This window comes from Gordonia sesuvii, from assembly GCF_036350415.1.
Taxonomy (GTDB): domain Bacteria; phylum Actinomycetota; class Actinomycetes; order Mycobacteriales; family Mycobacteriaceae; genus Gordonia; species Gordonia sesuvii.
In genome coordinates this window covers 192,504-204,752 of sequence record NZ_JAZDUF010000005.1, presented here as the reverse complement: position 1 = coordinate 204,752, position 12,249 = coordinate 192,504, and the positions used below count along the sequence as shown (strand labels likewise).

At 66.1% G+C, this 12,249-nt stretch carries 13 protein-coding genes and 1 tRNA gene; 5 read left to right on the top strand and 9 right to left on the bottom strand.

Annotated features, from left to right (window positions below; all coding sequences use genetic code 11):
• Window positions 1-29: 29 nt before the first annotated feature.
• Genes glfT1 through VZC37_RS17760 form a run of 4 tightly spaced genes read right to left on the bottom strand, consistent with a single transcriptional unit; the run spans window position 30 to window position 3,170 of the window.
• A complete protein-coding gene (glfT1, locus tag VZC37_RS17775; protein WP_330434145.1) occupies window positions 30-926 on the bottom strand; it encodes a galactofuranosyltransferase GlfT1 in 897 nt (298 codons plus the stop codon).
• Window positions 923-1,732 carry a galactan export ABC transporter ATP-binding subunit Wzt/RfbE gene (wzt, locus tag VZC37_RS17770; RefSeq protein WP_330434143.1) on the bottom strand — a complete coding sequence of 270 codons (810 nt, stop codon included), beginning with the start codon at window positions 1,730-1,732 and terminating at the stop codon, window positions 923-925. The genes glfT1 and wzt overlap by 4 nt, the downstream gene beginning before the upstream one ends.
• Window positions 1,733-1,742: 10 nt before the next feature.
• Complete coding sequence (gene wzm / locus VZC37_RS17765; RefSeq protein ID WP_330434142.1) at window positions 1,743-2,603, bottom strand: galactan export ABC transporter permease subunit Wzm/RfbD; 861 nt, start codon at window positions 2,601-2,603, stop codon at window positions 1,743-1,745.
• Between the two features lie 24 nt (window positions 2,604-2,627).
• Entirely contained in the window at window positions 2,628-3,170 is a 543-nt protein-coding gene (locus tag VZC37_RS17760) for a bacterial proteasome activator family protein (RefSeq protein ID WP_330434141.1), read from the bottom strand.
• An 84-nt stretch (window positions 3,171-3,254) separates the two neighbouring features.
• Here VZC37_RS17760 and VZC37_RS17755 point away from each other — a divergent pair, with 84 nt between their 5' ends.
• Window positions 3,255-4,451: a cysteine desulfurase-like protein gene (locus VZC37_RS17755; RefSeq protein ID WP_330434139.1), complete on the top strand. Its 1,197-nt coding sequence runs from the start codon at window positions 3,255-3,257 to the stop codon at window positions 4,449-4,451.
• Between the two features lie 111 nt (window positions 4,452-4,562).
• A complete protein-coding gene (locus VZC37_RS17750) occupies window positions 4,563-5,036 on the top strand; it encodes a MarR family winged helix-turn-helix transcriptional regulator (protein WP_330434137.1) in 474 nt (157 codons plus the stop codon).
• 34 nt (window positions 5,037-5,070) lie between these two features.
• Here the strand turns inward: VZC37_RS17750 and VZC37_RS17745 are convergent, their stop codons facing one another.
• Window positions 5,071-6,036, bottom strand: coding sequence for an NAD(P)H-quinone oxidoreductase (locus VZC37_RS17745; RefSeq protein WP_330434135.1), 966 nt, complete (start codon window positions 6,034-6,036; stop codon window positions 5,071-5,073).
• A 46-nt stretch (window positions 6,037-6,082) separates the two neighbouring features.
• Between VZC37_RS17745 and VZC37_RS17740 the strand changes: the two genes are divergently transcribed.
• Window positions 6,083-6,167 (top strand) — tRNA-Ser (locus tag VZC37_RS17740).
• Between the two features lie 255 nt (window positions 6,168-6,422).
• On the opposite strand, the gene VZC37_RS17735 is transcribed toward VZC37_RS17740, so the two are convergent.
• From VZC37_RS17735 to VZC37_RS17725, 3 genes are all read right to left on the bottom strand, one after another.
• Window positions 6,423-7,523 carry a Fic family protein gene (locus VZC37_RS17735; protein ID WP_330434132.1) on the bottom strand — a complete coding sequence of 367 codons (1,101 nt, stop codon included), beginning with the start codon at window positions 7,521-7,523 and terminating at the stop codon, window positions 6,423-6,425.
• Between the two features lie 158 nt (window positions 7,524-7,681).
• Window positions 7,682-8,341, bottom strand: coding sequence for a DUF5701 family protein (locus tag VZC37_RS17730; RefSeq protein WP_330434131.1), 660 nt, complete (start codon window positions 8,339-8,341; stop codon window positions 7,682-7,684).
• A gap of 41 nt (window positions 8,342-8,382) precedes the next feature.
• Window positions 8,383-9,198: a class I SAM-dependent methyltransferase gene (locus tag VZC37_RS17725; RefSeq protein WP_330434127.1), complete on the bottom strand. Its 816-nt coding sequence runs from the start codon at window positions 9,196-9,198 to the stop codon at window positions 8,383-8,385.
• Window positions 9,199-9,373: 175 nt separating this feature from the next.
• Between VZC37_RS17725 and VZC37_RS17720 the strand changes: the two genes are divergently transcribed.
• Window positions 9,374-10,048 carry a winged helix-turn-helix transcriptional regulator gene (locus VZC37_RS17720; protein WP_330434126.1) on the top strand — a complete coding sequence of 225 codons (675 nt, stop codon included), beginning with the start codon at window positions 9,374-9,376 and terminating at the stop codon, window positions 10,046-10,048.
• 15 nt (window positions 10,049-10,063) lie between these two features.
• Here the strand turns inward: VZC37_RS17720 and VZC37_RS17715 are convergent, their stop codons facing one another.
• Window positions 10,064-11,080 (bottom strand): magnesium transporter CorA family protein, encoded by a 1,017-nt coding sequence (locus VZC37_RS17715; RefSeq protein WP_330434123.1) that lies wholly within the window; start codon window positions 11,078-11,080, stop codon window positions 10,064-10,066.
• A 43-nt stretch (window positions 11,081-11,123) separates the two neighbouring features.
• Here VZC37_RS17715 and VZC37_RS17710 point away from each other — a divergent pair, with 43 nt between their 5' ends.
• A complete protein-coding gene (locus VZC37_RS17710) occupies window positions 11,124-12,248 on the top strand; it encodes an acyltransferase family protein (protein ID WP_330434121.1) in 1,125 nt (374 codons plus the stop codon).
• Window position 12,249: the final 1 nt, after the last annotated feature.

Here is a 12,249-nt window from a genome sequence, read left to right as displayed (position 1 = left end):
AAGGCGGTTGCGCTCGGTTTCGCAACCCCTCACGGCCGCGTGAACCGCTCCCGACGACCGAGCCGCCGCAGCCGCACCCACTCCGCGAACCCTTTCGGATCACGCTGCTGCACAAGGAAGTACCAGCCGAAACGGGCGTACTCCTGGGGGATCAACTTACGCAGCCCGGGCTGACTCATCAGATAGCCACGGTTGCGGTAGGTGTAGTAACGCTTGATGGGGTTGTCGGGGTACTGGGTGTGCATGCGGCCGCCGAGGATCGGCCGGAACTCCTCGGAACCGTCCGGGTGCAGATAGCCTGCGGTCAAGCAGGTTCCGAACGCCAGCCCGGAACGCTGCAGCCGGCGGTGGATCTCCACCTCGTCGCCGCGGAAGAACAACCGAAGATCCGGCACCCCGACCTCTTCGATGGCCCGGGCGGAGAACAACGCCCCGTTGAACAGCGACGCGATGCCAGGTAGAAAATCCGACGCGTCGTCCTCGAAGAGTTCGGAACGCTTGCGGCGCCACACCATGCCACGTCGCAGAGGAAAAGCGAGCGTGTCCGGGTCGTCGATGTTGGCGACCACCGGCGACACCTCGTCGAGCCGGTGTCGATCCGCGCAATCCACCAGCGTGCTCAGCACGGTCGGGCCGTCAGGGCGGCCGTCGTCGTCGGCGCACCAGATCCAGTCCGCGCCGAGCGCCAACGCGTGCAGCATCCCGAGCGCGAAGCCGCCGGCGCCGCCGAGGTTGCGCTGAGATCCGAGATATGTCGTCGGAATCGGCTGCCGAGCAACAAGTTCGGCCACCTCGGGTTCGGTGGCGTTGTCGACGACGATCAGGTGATCGACCGGGCGGTCCTGGGTGGCGATCACCGCGAGCGACCCTTCGAGCAGCTCCACCCGCCGGTGGGTGACCACCACCGCGATCACCTTGTCGGTCACGGCGTCTTGTCCTCGAGGTTGGCGAGCACCTTCCGCACGTGCGCGGCGGCCTTCGGGCCCTCATACGCCTCGACGACGTCCTCGATCCCGCCCTCCATGCGGATCTGCCCGTGGTCGATCCACAACGCCCGGTCGCACAGCTGGGCGAGGAACTCGTTGGAGTGGCTGGCGAACACCAGGATGCCGGAGCGTTCGACCAGCGCCTGCAGCCGTGTGCGGGCCTTGCGCATGAAGTCGGCGTCGACGGCGCCGATGCCCTCGTCGAGAATCAGGATCTCCGGGTCGATGCTGGTGACCACGCCGAGGGCGACACGTACGCGCATGCCGGTCGAATAGGTGCGCAACGGCATCTGCAGGTAGTCGCCGAGTTCGGTGAACTCGGCGATGTCGTCGATCTTCTTCAGCATCTGCTTGCGGGTCATGCCGAGGAACATGCCGCGGATGATGATGTTCTCGTAGCCGGAGATCTCCGGATCCATACCGACGCCGAGGTCGAAGACCGGTGCCACGCGTCCCCGGATGCGGCAGGAGCCGCGTGTGGGTTCGTAGATGCCGGAGAGCAGACGCAGCAGCGTCGACTTGCCGGCGCCGTTGTGACCCACCAGTCCGATCCGGTCGCCGTGCTGCAGGTGCAGGTCGATGTTCTTCAGTGCCTCGACGACCACCACATTCGACGACGTCGACCCGATGACGCCACCGGCCGCCCCCATCACCGACTTCTTCAGCGACCTGGTCTTGGCGTCGAAGATCGGGAAATCAACACACGCGCCCCAGGTGTCGACGCGGACCTCGTTCGCAGATGCCATGCCGTCCGTCCTAAACCCAGTACGCCACGCGGGCTCGATAGTTACGCATCACGAGCATCGCCATCACCCAGCCGACGACGGTACATCCGATGACGATGGCCCAGTGGTAGAACTGCACCGACTCCCCGAGGAGCGGTCCGCGGGTGATCTCCAGATAGTGGAACATCGGGTTGAGCTCGACGATCTTGAGGCGCGAGGACTCCTCCCCGGTCGCGCTGGTGAGGCTCTGGGTGCTCCAGATGATCGGCGTCATGAAGAACACCAGTTGGACGACGGTGGTCAACAGCTGTCCGATGTCCCGGAAGCGGGTGGACAGGATGCCGAACACGATGGACACCCACAGCGCGTTGAGCACGAACAGACAGATACCGGGGATCACCAGCAGCACCGTCCAGCTCAGCGGCGGCGGGAAGATCGCGAAGATGATCGCGATGATCACGATGTTGTGCGCGAAGATGATCAGCTGCCGCCACACGACCCGGTAGACGTGCACACTCACCGGTGCCGGCAACTGCTTGATCAGGCCCTCGTTGGAGGAGAAGACCGCCGATCCCTCGAGGATCGAGCTCTGGATGAAGTTCCAGAAGATGAAGCCGAGCGCCACGTACGGCAGGAACACCTTGATGTCCATGCCGAACAGCTCGCCGTACAGCAATCCCATCGCGACCGCGGTGACGCCGGTCGCGACGGTGATCCACAGCGGACCGAGGACCGACCGGCGGTAGCGCTGCTTGATGTCCTGCCAGCCCAGGTGAAGCCACAGCTCGGATGTGCGCAGCCCCTCGGAGAGATCCTTGACCGCGCGACGCATGGTGCGGGAGTCCGACACCTGCGGTGCTGCGGGGACCTCGTCGCTGACTACGGATGACACGAGGACACAGCTTACAAGCGCCGACTACAGGTACTGGCCGGTGCTGGGTCCGTGCGGGCCGCCGCCGCTCATGACACCGGGCGGCAGCTGACCCTGACGCATCTGCTCCAGCTGTGCCCGGGCAGCCATCTGCTGGGCGAACAGCGCCGTCTGGATGCCGTGGAAGAGGCCTTCCAACCAGCCGACGAGCTGGGCCTGCGCGATCCGCAGCTCCGCATCCGACGGCGTGGCGTCGTCGGTGAACGGCAACGCAAGCCGTTCGAGTTCCTCACGCAGCTCGGGCGCCAGGCCGTCCTCGAGCTCGCGGATCGACGACTCGTGGATCTCGCGCAGCCGGTTGCGGCTGGCCTCGTCGAGGGGAGCGGCCCGCACCTCCTCGAGGAGCTGCTTGATCATGGTGCCGATCCGCATGACCTTCGCCGGCTGCTCCACCATGTCGGCGACGCTTTGACCGTCGTCGTCCTTGCCGGCCGCCGATTGCGCACCCACGACGATGACGTTGTCCGATTCGTCGCCGGGGGTGTGGTCGCCGCCGGGGAACGGTCCGGGAGTCGGTCCAGAAGACATGGCTCCCATTGTGCCGAAGGCCGTGCGGCTGCGCGAAGGCCGTACGGGCATGGTGGGCGGACCCCCATGTCTATGGTGTCTCGTATGGCCTTCGACGTCGCGCACGTGCGGGGATTGTTCCCCTCGCTCGGTGACGGCTGGATTCACCTCGATCCGCAGGTCGGCATGCTGATCCCGGATTCGGTGGCCACCGCGGTGTCGACCGGGTTCCGGAATCTCTCGACCGCACCCGGTGGTGAGTATCCCGCGGCGCGCGCCGCTGCCGACACGGTCGACCAGGCGCGGCGTGCCGTGGCCGACCTGGTGGGCGGGGACCCGGCCGGGGTCATCCTGGGGTCGTCGCGCTCGGCATTGGTCGCCGGGCTCACCGAGGCGCTGCCGGTGTCGACGTGGTTCGGCGCCAACGTCGTGCTCAGCCGTCAGGACGACGAGCCGAACATCGTGCCGTGGCTGCGGGTCGCCGACATCCACGGCGCCCAGACGCGGTGGGCCGAGGTCGACGTGGAGACCGGGTCGTTGCCGAGCTGGCAGTACCGCGAGCTGATCGACGAACGCACCGCGGTGGTCGCGGTCACCCTCGCCTCGTCGACGATGGGCGCGGTCACCGACGTCAGCGCGATCGCCACCCAGGCGCGGCAGGCGGGCGCGCTCGTCGTCGTCGACGCCACCAGCGCCGCCCCGTACCTGCCGCTCGACATCGCCGAACTGGGTGCCGACGTGCTGCTCGTCTCCGCCGAACGGTGGGGTGGTCCGCGCGTCGCGGCGATGGCGTTCCGCGACCCGACGGCGATGCGCCCGCTGCGCACCCTGTCGATGAATCCGCGCGCCGAGGGCCCGGCGCGGCTGGAACCGGAGCCGCTGCAGGGTGGGCTGCTCGCCGGACTGGTGGCGTCGGTCGAGCATCTGGCATCGCTCGACGAGTCGGCCATCGGGCGTCGTCGAGCACGCTTGGTTACCGCTCTCGGCGGCGTCGCCGAATACATGCAGCGCCTGACGGTCTACCTGATGACCACCGTGCAGCACCTGAACCAGGTCAACCTGATCGGGACCGCCGACGACCGCATCCCGGCGGTCAGCTTCACCTTCGACGGTGTCGGTGCCGACAAGGTGGTGCGACGACTCGCCGACAACGGCATCTGCGCGCTGGCCGATGTACCGAGCCGCGCGTTGGTCCGCATGGGCGCACCGGATTTCGGTGGCGCCGTGACCGTGGGCCTCGGCCCGTACTCGACGCCGTATGAGGTGGATCACCTCGTGCGTGCGCTCGGGTCACTCGGTTGACCGACAAACTTGGTCAATCGTCTGAGAATTCGGACATCGCGACTCGCCATCCGTCATCGCGGCCATTAGGTTTACGACAATGAAGGTTGTCATCGGGCTGTCGGGGAGGTGATGGTCGTCAGTCACGACGAGTCGGGTCGGGAGCTCACGTCCAGCGAGCGGGAGGTCTGGCGGACCTTCGTGAGCGGCGGGTGGGGGCTGTTGGCCGAGATCAACTCGACCATGTCGGCGCGGGGGATGTCGCAGGCGGATCTGCGGGTGTTGGAGGCGCTCCAGGACTCTTGTGAGCGAGGGATCTCAGAGCTCGCCGCCCAGGTCCACATGACGGTCAGTACCGTGTCGCGGCAGATCAGCCGGCTCGTGGACGAGGGATCGGTGGAGCGGGTCCAGCGGGGGACCGACGGCCGGCACCGCTTCGTGCGGATCACCGACCGTGGACGCGAAATCCTCACCGAACACGTCCTGGTCCGCGACGACCTCATCCGGCGGCTCGTGATCGAGCAACTGACCCCCGACGAGTTCGCGATGCTGGGACATGTGTTCGGCAAGATCGGCGCGAATCTGTCGCGACGAGGGGTGGTCTGACGCACCGGGCGGAGCGGTGTCGGCCGTGGCCGGTTCAGTCGAGGGTGAGCAGCACCTTGCCGATGGCGTCGCCGCTGTCGAGCCGCTCGTGGGCGGCGCCGGCCTCGGCGAGCGGGAACGTCGAGTCGATGACCGGTGAGACCTCGCCCGCGTCGATTCTCGGCCAGGTGAGCCGGCGCGTCGTCTCGACCACTTCGGCTTTCGAACCTGTGCCGGTCACCGGTCGGGCGCGCAGGGTGGTGCCGAACACCGACGCACGTTTGGTCATCAGGGCACCGATCGACAGTTCGGCCTTGACGCCGCCCTGCATGCCGATGATCACCAGCCGTCCGCCGGTGTTCAACGCCTTCACGTTCTGCTCGAGGTACTTGGCCCCCATGATGTCGAGGACGACGTCGGCGCCGCCGCTTTCCCGGATCACCTCGACGAAGTCGTCGGACGTGTAGTCGATCAGGATGTCGGCGCCGAGCTCACGGCACCGCTCCAACTTGGTCGAGTTGCGGGCGGTCACCGCGACCCGTGCGCCCACGGCATGGGCCAGCTGGATGGCATGCGTGCCGATCCCCGACGAGCCGCCGTGGACCAGCAGCAACTCACCGGGCTGCAGATGCCCGACGTCGAACACGTTCGACGCGACGGTGCACGCCACCTCGGGGAGCGCAGCGGCGGAGACCAAGTCCACCGCCGCCGGCTTCGGCAACACCTGGACCGCGGGTACCGCGACCTTCTCCGCGTACCCGCCGCCGGCGAGTAGCGCACACACCTCGTCGCCGACGTGCCACGCCGATACGTGGTCGCCGACGGCGGAGACCCGACCGGACACCTCGAGGCCCAGCGTGTCGACCGCGCCGGGAGGCGGTGGATACAGGCCTTTGCGTTGCAGGAGGTCGGCCCGGTTGACCCCCGCTGCCGCGACGTCGATGACGACCTCGTCGGAGCCGGGTTCGGGATCGGGGAGGGTGACGACGGACAGCTGGTCGGATCCGGCTATGGCACGCACCCTGCCGATGCTAGTCACCTGCTGACTCCAGTAGCCTTCTCGGCAGGGAAGCGTGGCAGAGCGGCCGAATGCACTCGCCTTGAAAGCGAGCGTGGGTAAAACCACCGGGGGTTCAAATCCCTCCGCTTCCGCCGAGACTCCCCGCTTGTCCGTACAGATGGGGGTTTTCGTACCGTTCCGGCGGGTACGTCTGCAGGGCTTGCCCACGATTCGCCCACGCGTCTTTGCGGCCCAGTGCCGTGCTCCAGCTGGGAGGGTCTGAGATGGCGGCGGGCCTCGCACGTGGCCGAGTGGGGCTTTCACGTGTAGCCGCCGACCGGAGCACCAGAAACTGCAAACTTCATTCGCTGTTTTTCGTACTTTTCCGAGCCATGTAAGTACTTTTTCTATTTCGCGACCAGGGGCTCAGGACGAGCCAGCACGCGCAGGAACTCGCGGTTGATGAACAGGCGGTCGCGCCCAACTTTGATGTCCTGAAGTAGCCCGGCTTCGGCGAGAGAACTGAGCCAGCTCGTAGCCGTCGGACGTGACACATCGCAACGCTCTACCACTGTGTTGATGCGGCAGTAGGGCTGCTCGAACAGGAGCGACTGAAACTCGGAGTGTGCGGTGCCCTTGTTGACTGCACGCGAACGCTCTCCGACGCTTTCCTGGAGATCGTGTATGGCGTCGATCTTGCGGAGCGTCATCAACGACGTGCACTCGATCCCGGCGAGGATGTAGAGCACCCACTCTTCCCATGCACCTTCCGATGTGACGGCGAGAAGGAGTCGGTAGTAGTTGTTCTTGGTGTCGATGATGTAGCGAGACAGGTACAGAACTGGCATCCGTAGAAGTCCTGCTTCAACCAGCATCAGGACGTTCAATATTCGTCCGGTTCGTCCGTTGCCGTCCGAGAACGGATGAATCGCTTCGAACTGGTAGTGGGCGGTAGCCATGCGGACCAGGGGGTTAAGCCCGTCTTCGGCATGAATGAAGTGCTCCCACGCGTTCATCTTCTCCACGATCAAGTCGCGCCCCTCGGGCGGGCTGTACATGACCTCACCGGTGCTAGGGTTTGCGATTCTCGTCCCAGGGACGGCTCGTACGTTCATCTCGCGGGCCTTAATGATGCTGCACACTGCCGACGCAGTTGAGGCCGTCAATCCCCGTTCCTGGGTCAGGGAGAACCCCCTGCGTAGGGCCGTGCGGTAACGCAGGGTCTCGCGAGTGGCTGCGTCGGCTGAAGCCTCGTCGTCGTCGATGTGGCGAAACAGCTCGTCTGTCGTGGTGACGATGTTCTCAATCTCGGAACTGGCCTGTGCCTCCAGGACGGGGATCGAGTTGATTAGGACAGCCGGGTTGGGCATTGAGACCGCGGCCTGGTCAAGCTTGGCAAGAGCAGTACTCGCGCCGATGGCTGCTTTGAGTACAGACTTGGTCTCCAGTACATCCACCTCAGGTGGCGGTGGTAATGCGTTGTATGGCTTGTCAGGCTCCCAGGTCATGCGGCTGACCCTCTCACGACACACTTCAATATGTAAAGTATGAGGAGAAATTTTTACATGTTTTGGTGACGCGTGAACTTAGTTTGCAGTTGTGTCGGGCACCAACTGGAGCCTGAGGTCAAAGTGTTGGAGATGGCTGCCCACATGGTGCCCAGTCGCTACGGCGCGGCCAACGCGAACCGCCGTGCGACCGAACCGAACCCGAGCCACGTGTGCCGGTTGCCGGCCCAACACCAGCCGACCTTCGGTGCGCCTTTGCGCTCGCGGCCGTCGCGACCGGTGCCGCCGGAGATCCAGATCGCCGGGGTGCGGGCGTCGAGTTTCCCGTTCGCCTTGCGAAGGCGCGAGCCGATCGTCATGAAGCAGTGGTTGGGCTCGAGCTGCTCGGGTTGCTGCAGCAGCCACGCGATGCCCTCGCCGATGGTCATCGGAGTGCGGCCCGCCCCGGTGATGGCGGGCAGGGCCTCGTCCGGACTCCAGTTCGCCATCTCGTCCCCGCGTTCGAGCCCGGACACCACATAGAAAGGCGCATCAGGAACATCGACGCCGGCGATCGGTGCGAAGTCGTCGAGATCGGTCATGTCCACGACGACGAAGCCGGGTTTCCCGGCCCGGCTCAGCAGCGGGGCGAGCTTCGACGGCGCCACCAGATTCGGGCCCGGCACGAGTAGTGAGCCCTCCGGACAGTCGACACCTGCGACGGCGGAGGCGATCTCCGACTCGGAGAGTGCGCCGACCCCGAGGTCGAGGAGGCCCAGCTCGATGAGTCGGCGGGCCTGGGAGGAGAGATCGGGGAGATGGAGTGCGGTGGCGACCATCCCGCCGAGGATACGCCGCCCAGGCCCGGCCGGTGTGCTGCTCAGCCCGCAACGGTCGCCGTCACCAGCAGGTACTCCCACTGCATGACACCGTCGACGATGAATCGGTCGGCGAGCTCGGCGATTTCACGGTCGAGTTGGGCAGCCCGCTCGGCGTCGTCGCCGATGTTCTTGTATGCGGCGATGGTCGGGCCGTAGCAGGCCTTGAAGAACTCGCGGAACGCCGTACCGTCCGCAAACGCCGTCACCTCGAGCTGCTCGGCGGTGGCGGTCAGGTCGCGTACGCGATCACCGAGGAGCCCCCGCACGTGGTCGGCGTCGCCCCACAGCACCCCGGGCTGCGCGCCGGGAGGCGGCGTCGGTACGTACGGTTTCATCACCTTGAACAGCTGGCCGATGAAACCCGCCGGCGTCCAGTTGATCAGCCCGACCCTGCCGCCGGTCCGAACAACCCGGGTGAGTTCGTCGGCGCACGGCTGGTGATGCGGCGCGAACATCACACCCACGCACGACACCGCGACGTCGAAGGTGTCGTCGTCGAACGGTAGATCTTCGGCATCGGCTGTCCGCCAGATGATTCCGAGGTCGGATTCTCGGCTCTCGCCGACCGTGAGGAGTTCCGGGGTGAGATCGGTGGCCACGACGTGCGCACCGGTTCGGGCGGCGGGGATCGCCACATTGCCGGCGCCGGCCGCGACGTCGACGACCTTGTCGTCGGCGCCGATCCCGGTGGCCGCGACCAGTCGGGGGCCCAGGGCGGCGATGACATCGGCGACCGCCGGATAGTCGCCGGATGCCCACATGGCACGGTGGCGTTGCTTGATCGCGGCGTCGGTGGCGATGGTGTTCACGGACATGAAAGGTCTCCTTGGTGAGTGGTCGGGCGGCCCTTGGTGGCCATCGACACCATCCCGCGGACGGCCACGGCGATTCCAGATCAACATCTGAACCACCGGTGGTTCACAATCTGTACTGGTCAACTGCCCCTGGTGGGTGTGTACTTGAACGCGGTAGATCCGAGGACGGTGCGCGATGACCACATACGGACAGTTCTGTCCGGTCGCCAAGGCGATGGAACTGCTCGACGAGCGCTGGACGATTCTCGTTGTGCGCGAACTGCTTTTGGGAAGTCGACACTTCAACGAGCTCCGGCGCGGGGTGCCCAAGATGTCGCCGGCGTTGTTGACGAAGCGGCTGCGGACCCTGGAACGGGCCGGTGTCATTCGACGGTCCGACGTCGGCGGTCGATCGGTGTACACCCTCACCGAGAAAGGTGAGGAACTCGAGGAGATCGTGACGGCGTTGAGCGCCTGGGGAATCCGATGGATCGGCGAACTCGGCGACGCCGACCTCGACCCGCATCTGCTCATGTGGGACATCCACCGGTCCATGCCGATCGAACGATGGCCACGCCGTCGAGCGGTGGTCGAGTTCGGGTTCTCCGACGTCGTCGGCAAGGCGAGGTCCTGGTGGCTCGTCGTCAGCGACGGTGTGCCTCAGGTGTGTGACTTCGACCCGGGCTACGGCGTCGACGCCACCGTGGCGACCGACCTGCGCACGCTCACCGAGGTGTGGCGCGGAGACATCGACTGGCAGAACGCGTTGGCCGAGCAGCTGATCACGATCACCGCGCCCACCGAGGTGCGCCGCGAGATCCCGAGCTGGATCGGGCAGAGCTCAACCGCGGCGGTGCCCCGGCCTGCCTGAGCGCACGCGCGCCGATCAGAGCCATCCGCGGCGGCGGAATCCCACATACAGCGCACCCACGATCACGACGATCAGCACAGTGCTGACGATGAGACCCGACGTCTTCTCGTAGCCGGGGTAGGGCACGTTCTGTCCGTAGAAACCGGTGATGGCGGTGGGCACCGCGATGATCGCCGCCCATCCGGTCAGCTTCTTCATCACCGAGTTCAACCGGGCGTCGGCGAGCGACAGGCTGGTCTCGAAGACGGTGGCGATCATGTCGCGCAACGAATCCGTCCACTCGGCGGCCCGCATCGCGTGGTCGTGGAGATCGGAGAAATGTGGGTCCAGTTCGCGGGGCGCCTCGTTCTCCAGGCGTTGACGCTGGATGCTGCCGATCACCTCACGCATCGGGATGATCACGCGGCGCAGCCGGACGAGATCCTTGCGCAGGTCATAGGTTTGGCGCTGCAGCGTGCGCGCTCGCATCCGTTCGTCGAACAGGAGCGCCTCGAGGGATTCGACCGCGTCGTCGAGCCGTTGGAGCGCTTCGAAGTGTTCGTCGACGACCACGTCGAGCAGCCCGTGCAGCAGGGCGCCGATGCCGTAACGCTCGACCCCCATCTCGTCCCAGCGCTCGACCACCTCATCGATGTCGAATCCCTCGGACAGCCGGACGGTGATCAGTGCGTTCTCCTTGAGGAAGATCGAGATGCGATGGAGTTCAAACGCTTCCGATCGCTCCGCGGGATGTTCGACGTCCAGCGAGGTGCCCTCGGATTCGGTGTCGGTGACCGCATAGACCATCACGAAGGTGTGGTGCTCGTAGGCGACCGACTTCACCCGCTCCGCCGAGGCGGTGGTGTCCTCGACCGCGAACGAATCCAGATCGAGTTCCGCAGCGAGGGCTTCCATCGTCTCGTGCGTCGGGCATTCCAGGTCCGCCCACACCAGAACGCCGTCCTGGCCGATCAGCTCGGAGATCTCGCTCAGCTCGAAGCCGTCGACCTTCTCGCCGTCCCGCCAGATCTGGCCCCGGACACGTTCTCCCATGTGCACATCCTGCCACCGCACACCGGGATGGCAGGATCGCACCATGCGCTCGCGGGTTCCGTCTCTCACCGGCATCCGGGCCATCGCCGCACTCACCGTCTGCCTCACCCACGCCGCCTTCTGGACCGGGCACTACACCGACGATTTCGTCGGCCGGCTGATGGCGCGCTTCGAGATCGGCGTCGCGATCTTCTTCGTGCTCTCCGGGTTCCTGCTCTTCTCCCCGTGGGTCGACACGCTCACGGGCGAGCGTGGTCTGCCGTCGGTGGGCCGCTACCTCTGGCATCGTGCCCGGCGTGTGCTGCCCGCGTACTGGCTGACCGTGATCGCCGTGTACGTGCTCTATCTCGTCTACGAACCCCCCGACGCCGTACCGACCGGGACCGGCTGGTCGGGCTTCCTGCGCAACATGACCCTCACGCAGGTGTACGGGGCGGGCTATCTGCATTCTGGCCTGACCCAGATGTGGAGTCTGGCCGCCGAGGTCGTCTTCTATCTCCTGCTGCCGCCGCTCGCATGGCTGCTCGCGGTGCTGATCTGCCGACGGCGCTGGCGTCCGGACCTGCTCCTCGTCGGCCTGGGTGCCCTGATGCTGGTGTCGCCGATCTGGTCGGTGGTGGTCGCCGGCAGCACCGGGATCAGCCCCACCGCGCGGCTGTGGGCGCCGGCGTTCTTCGGGTGGTTCGTCGCGGGCATGATCCTGGCGGTCTGCCGGCACCTGATCCGGCGGTGGGACCCGACCCTCTCCGTCGTCGTGGCCGTCGGGGCATTCGTGCTGTCGGGCACCGCGATCGCGGGTGAGCCGACGATCACCCCGACCTCCGCATCGGCGACCATCGTCAAACACCTGCTCTACGTGATCGTCGCGGTCTGTCTCATCGGCCCACTCGCGATTCGTGGATCGTCCGACGACGACTGGTGGTCGAGGGTGTGCGGCAGCCGGCCGATGGTGTGGCTCGGCGAGATCTCCTACGAGTTCTTCCTGGTCCACGTGATCGTGCTCGAGGTGGTGATGGACCTGATGAACTGGCAGGTGTTCTCCGGGTCGATGACGGTGGCATTCGTGCTGACGGCCGCGGCAAGTGTGCCGATCGCGTGGCTGCTGCACCGGGTCACGCGTCCGGTCACGCATGCTCACACCCCCGAGGTGCTCACCCGGCGCAGGTAGC

Excerpts from the sequence above, each read along its gene's own strand:
- wzt (WP_330434143.1), bottom strand. The coding sequence starts at position 1,732 with ATGGCATCTGCGAACGAGGTCCGCGTCGACACCTGGGGCGCGTGTGTT.
- VZC37_RS17760 (WP_330434141.1), bottom strand. The coding sequence starts at position 3,170 with ATGTCTTCTGGACCGACTCCCGGACCGTTCCCCGGCGGCGACCACACC.
- VZC37_RS17755 (WP_330434139.1), top strand. The coding sequence starts at position 3,255 with ATGGCCTTCGACGTCGCGCACGTGCGGGGATTGTTCCCCTCGCTCGGT.
- VZC37_RS17750 (WP_330434137.1), top strand. The coding sequence starts at position 4,563 with ATGGTCGTCAGTCACGACGAGTCGGGTCGGGAGCTCACGTCCAGCGAG.
- VZC37_RS17735 (WP_330434132.1), bottom strand. The coding sequence starts at position 7,523 with ATGACCTGGGAGCCTGACAAGCCATACAACGCATTACCACCGCCACCT.
- VZC37_RS17730 (WP_330434131.1), bottom strand. The coding sequence starts at position 8,341 with ATGGTCGCCACCGCACTCCATCTCCCCGATCTCTCCTCCCAGGCCCGC.
- VZC37_RS17725 (WP_330434127.1), bottom strand. The coding sequence starts at position 9,198 with ATGTCCGTGAACACCATCGCCACCGACGCCGCGATCAAGCAACGCCAC.
- VZC37_RS17720 (WP_330434126.1), top strand. The coding sequence starts at position 9,374 with ATGACCACATACGGACAGTTCTGTCCGGTCGCCAAGGCGATGGAACTG.
- VZC37_RS17715 (WP_330434123.1), bottom strand. The coding sequence starts at position 11,080 with ATGGGAGAACGTGTCCGGGGCCAGATCTGGCGGGACGGCGAGAAGGTC.
- VZC37_RS17710 (WP_330434121.1), top strand. The coding sequence starts at position 11,124 with ATGCGCTCGCGGGTTCCGTCTCTCACCGGCATCCGGGCCATCGCCGCA.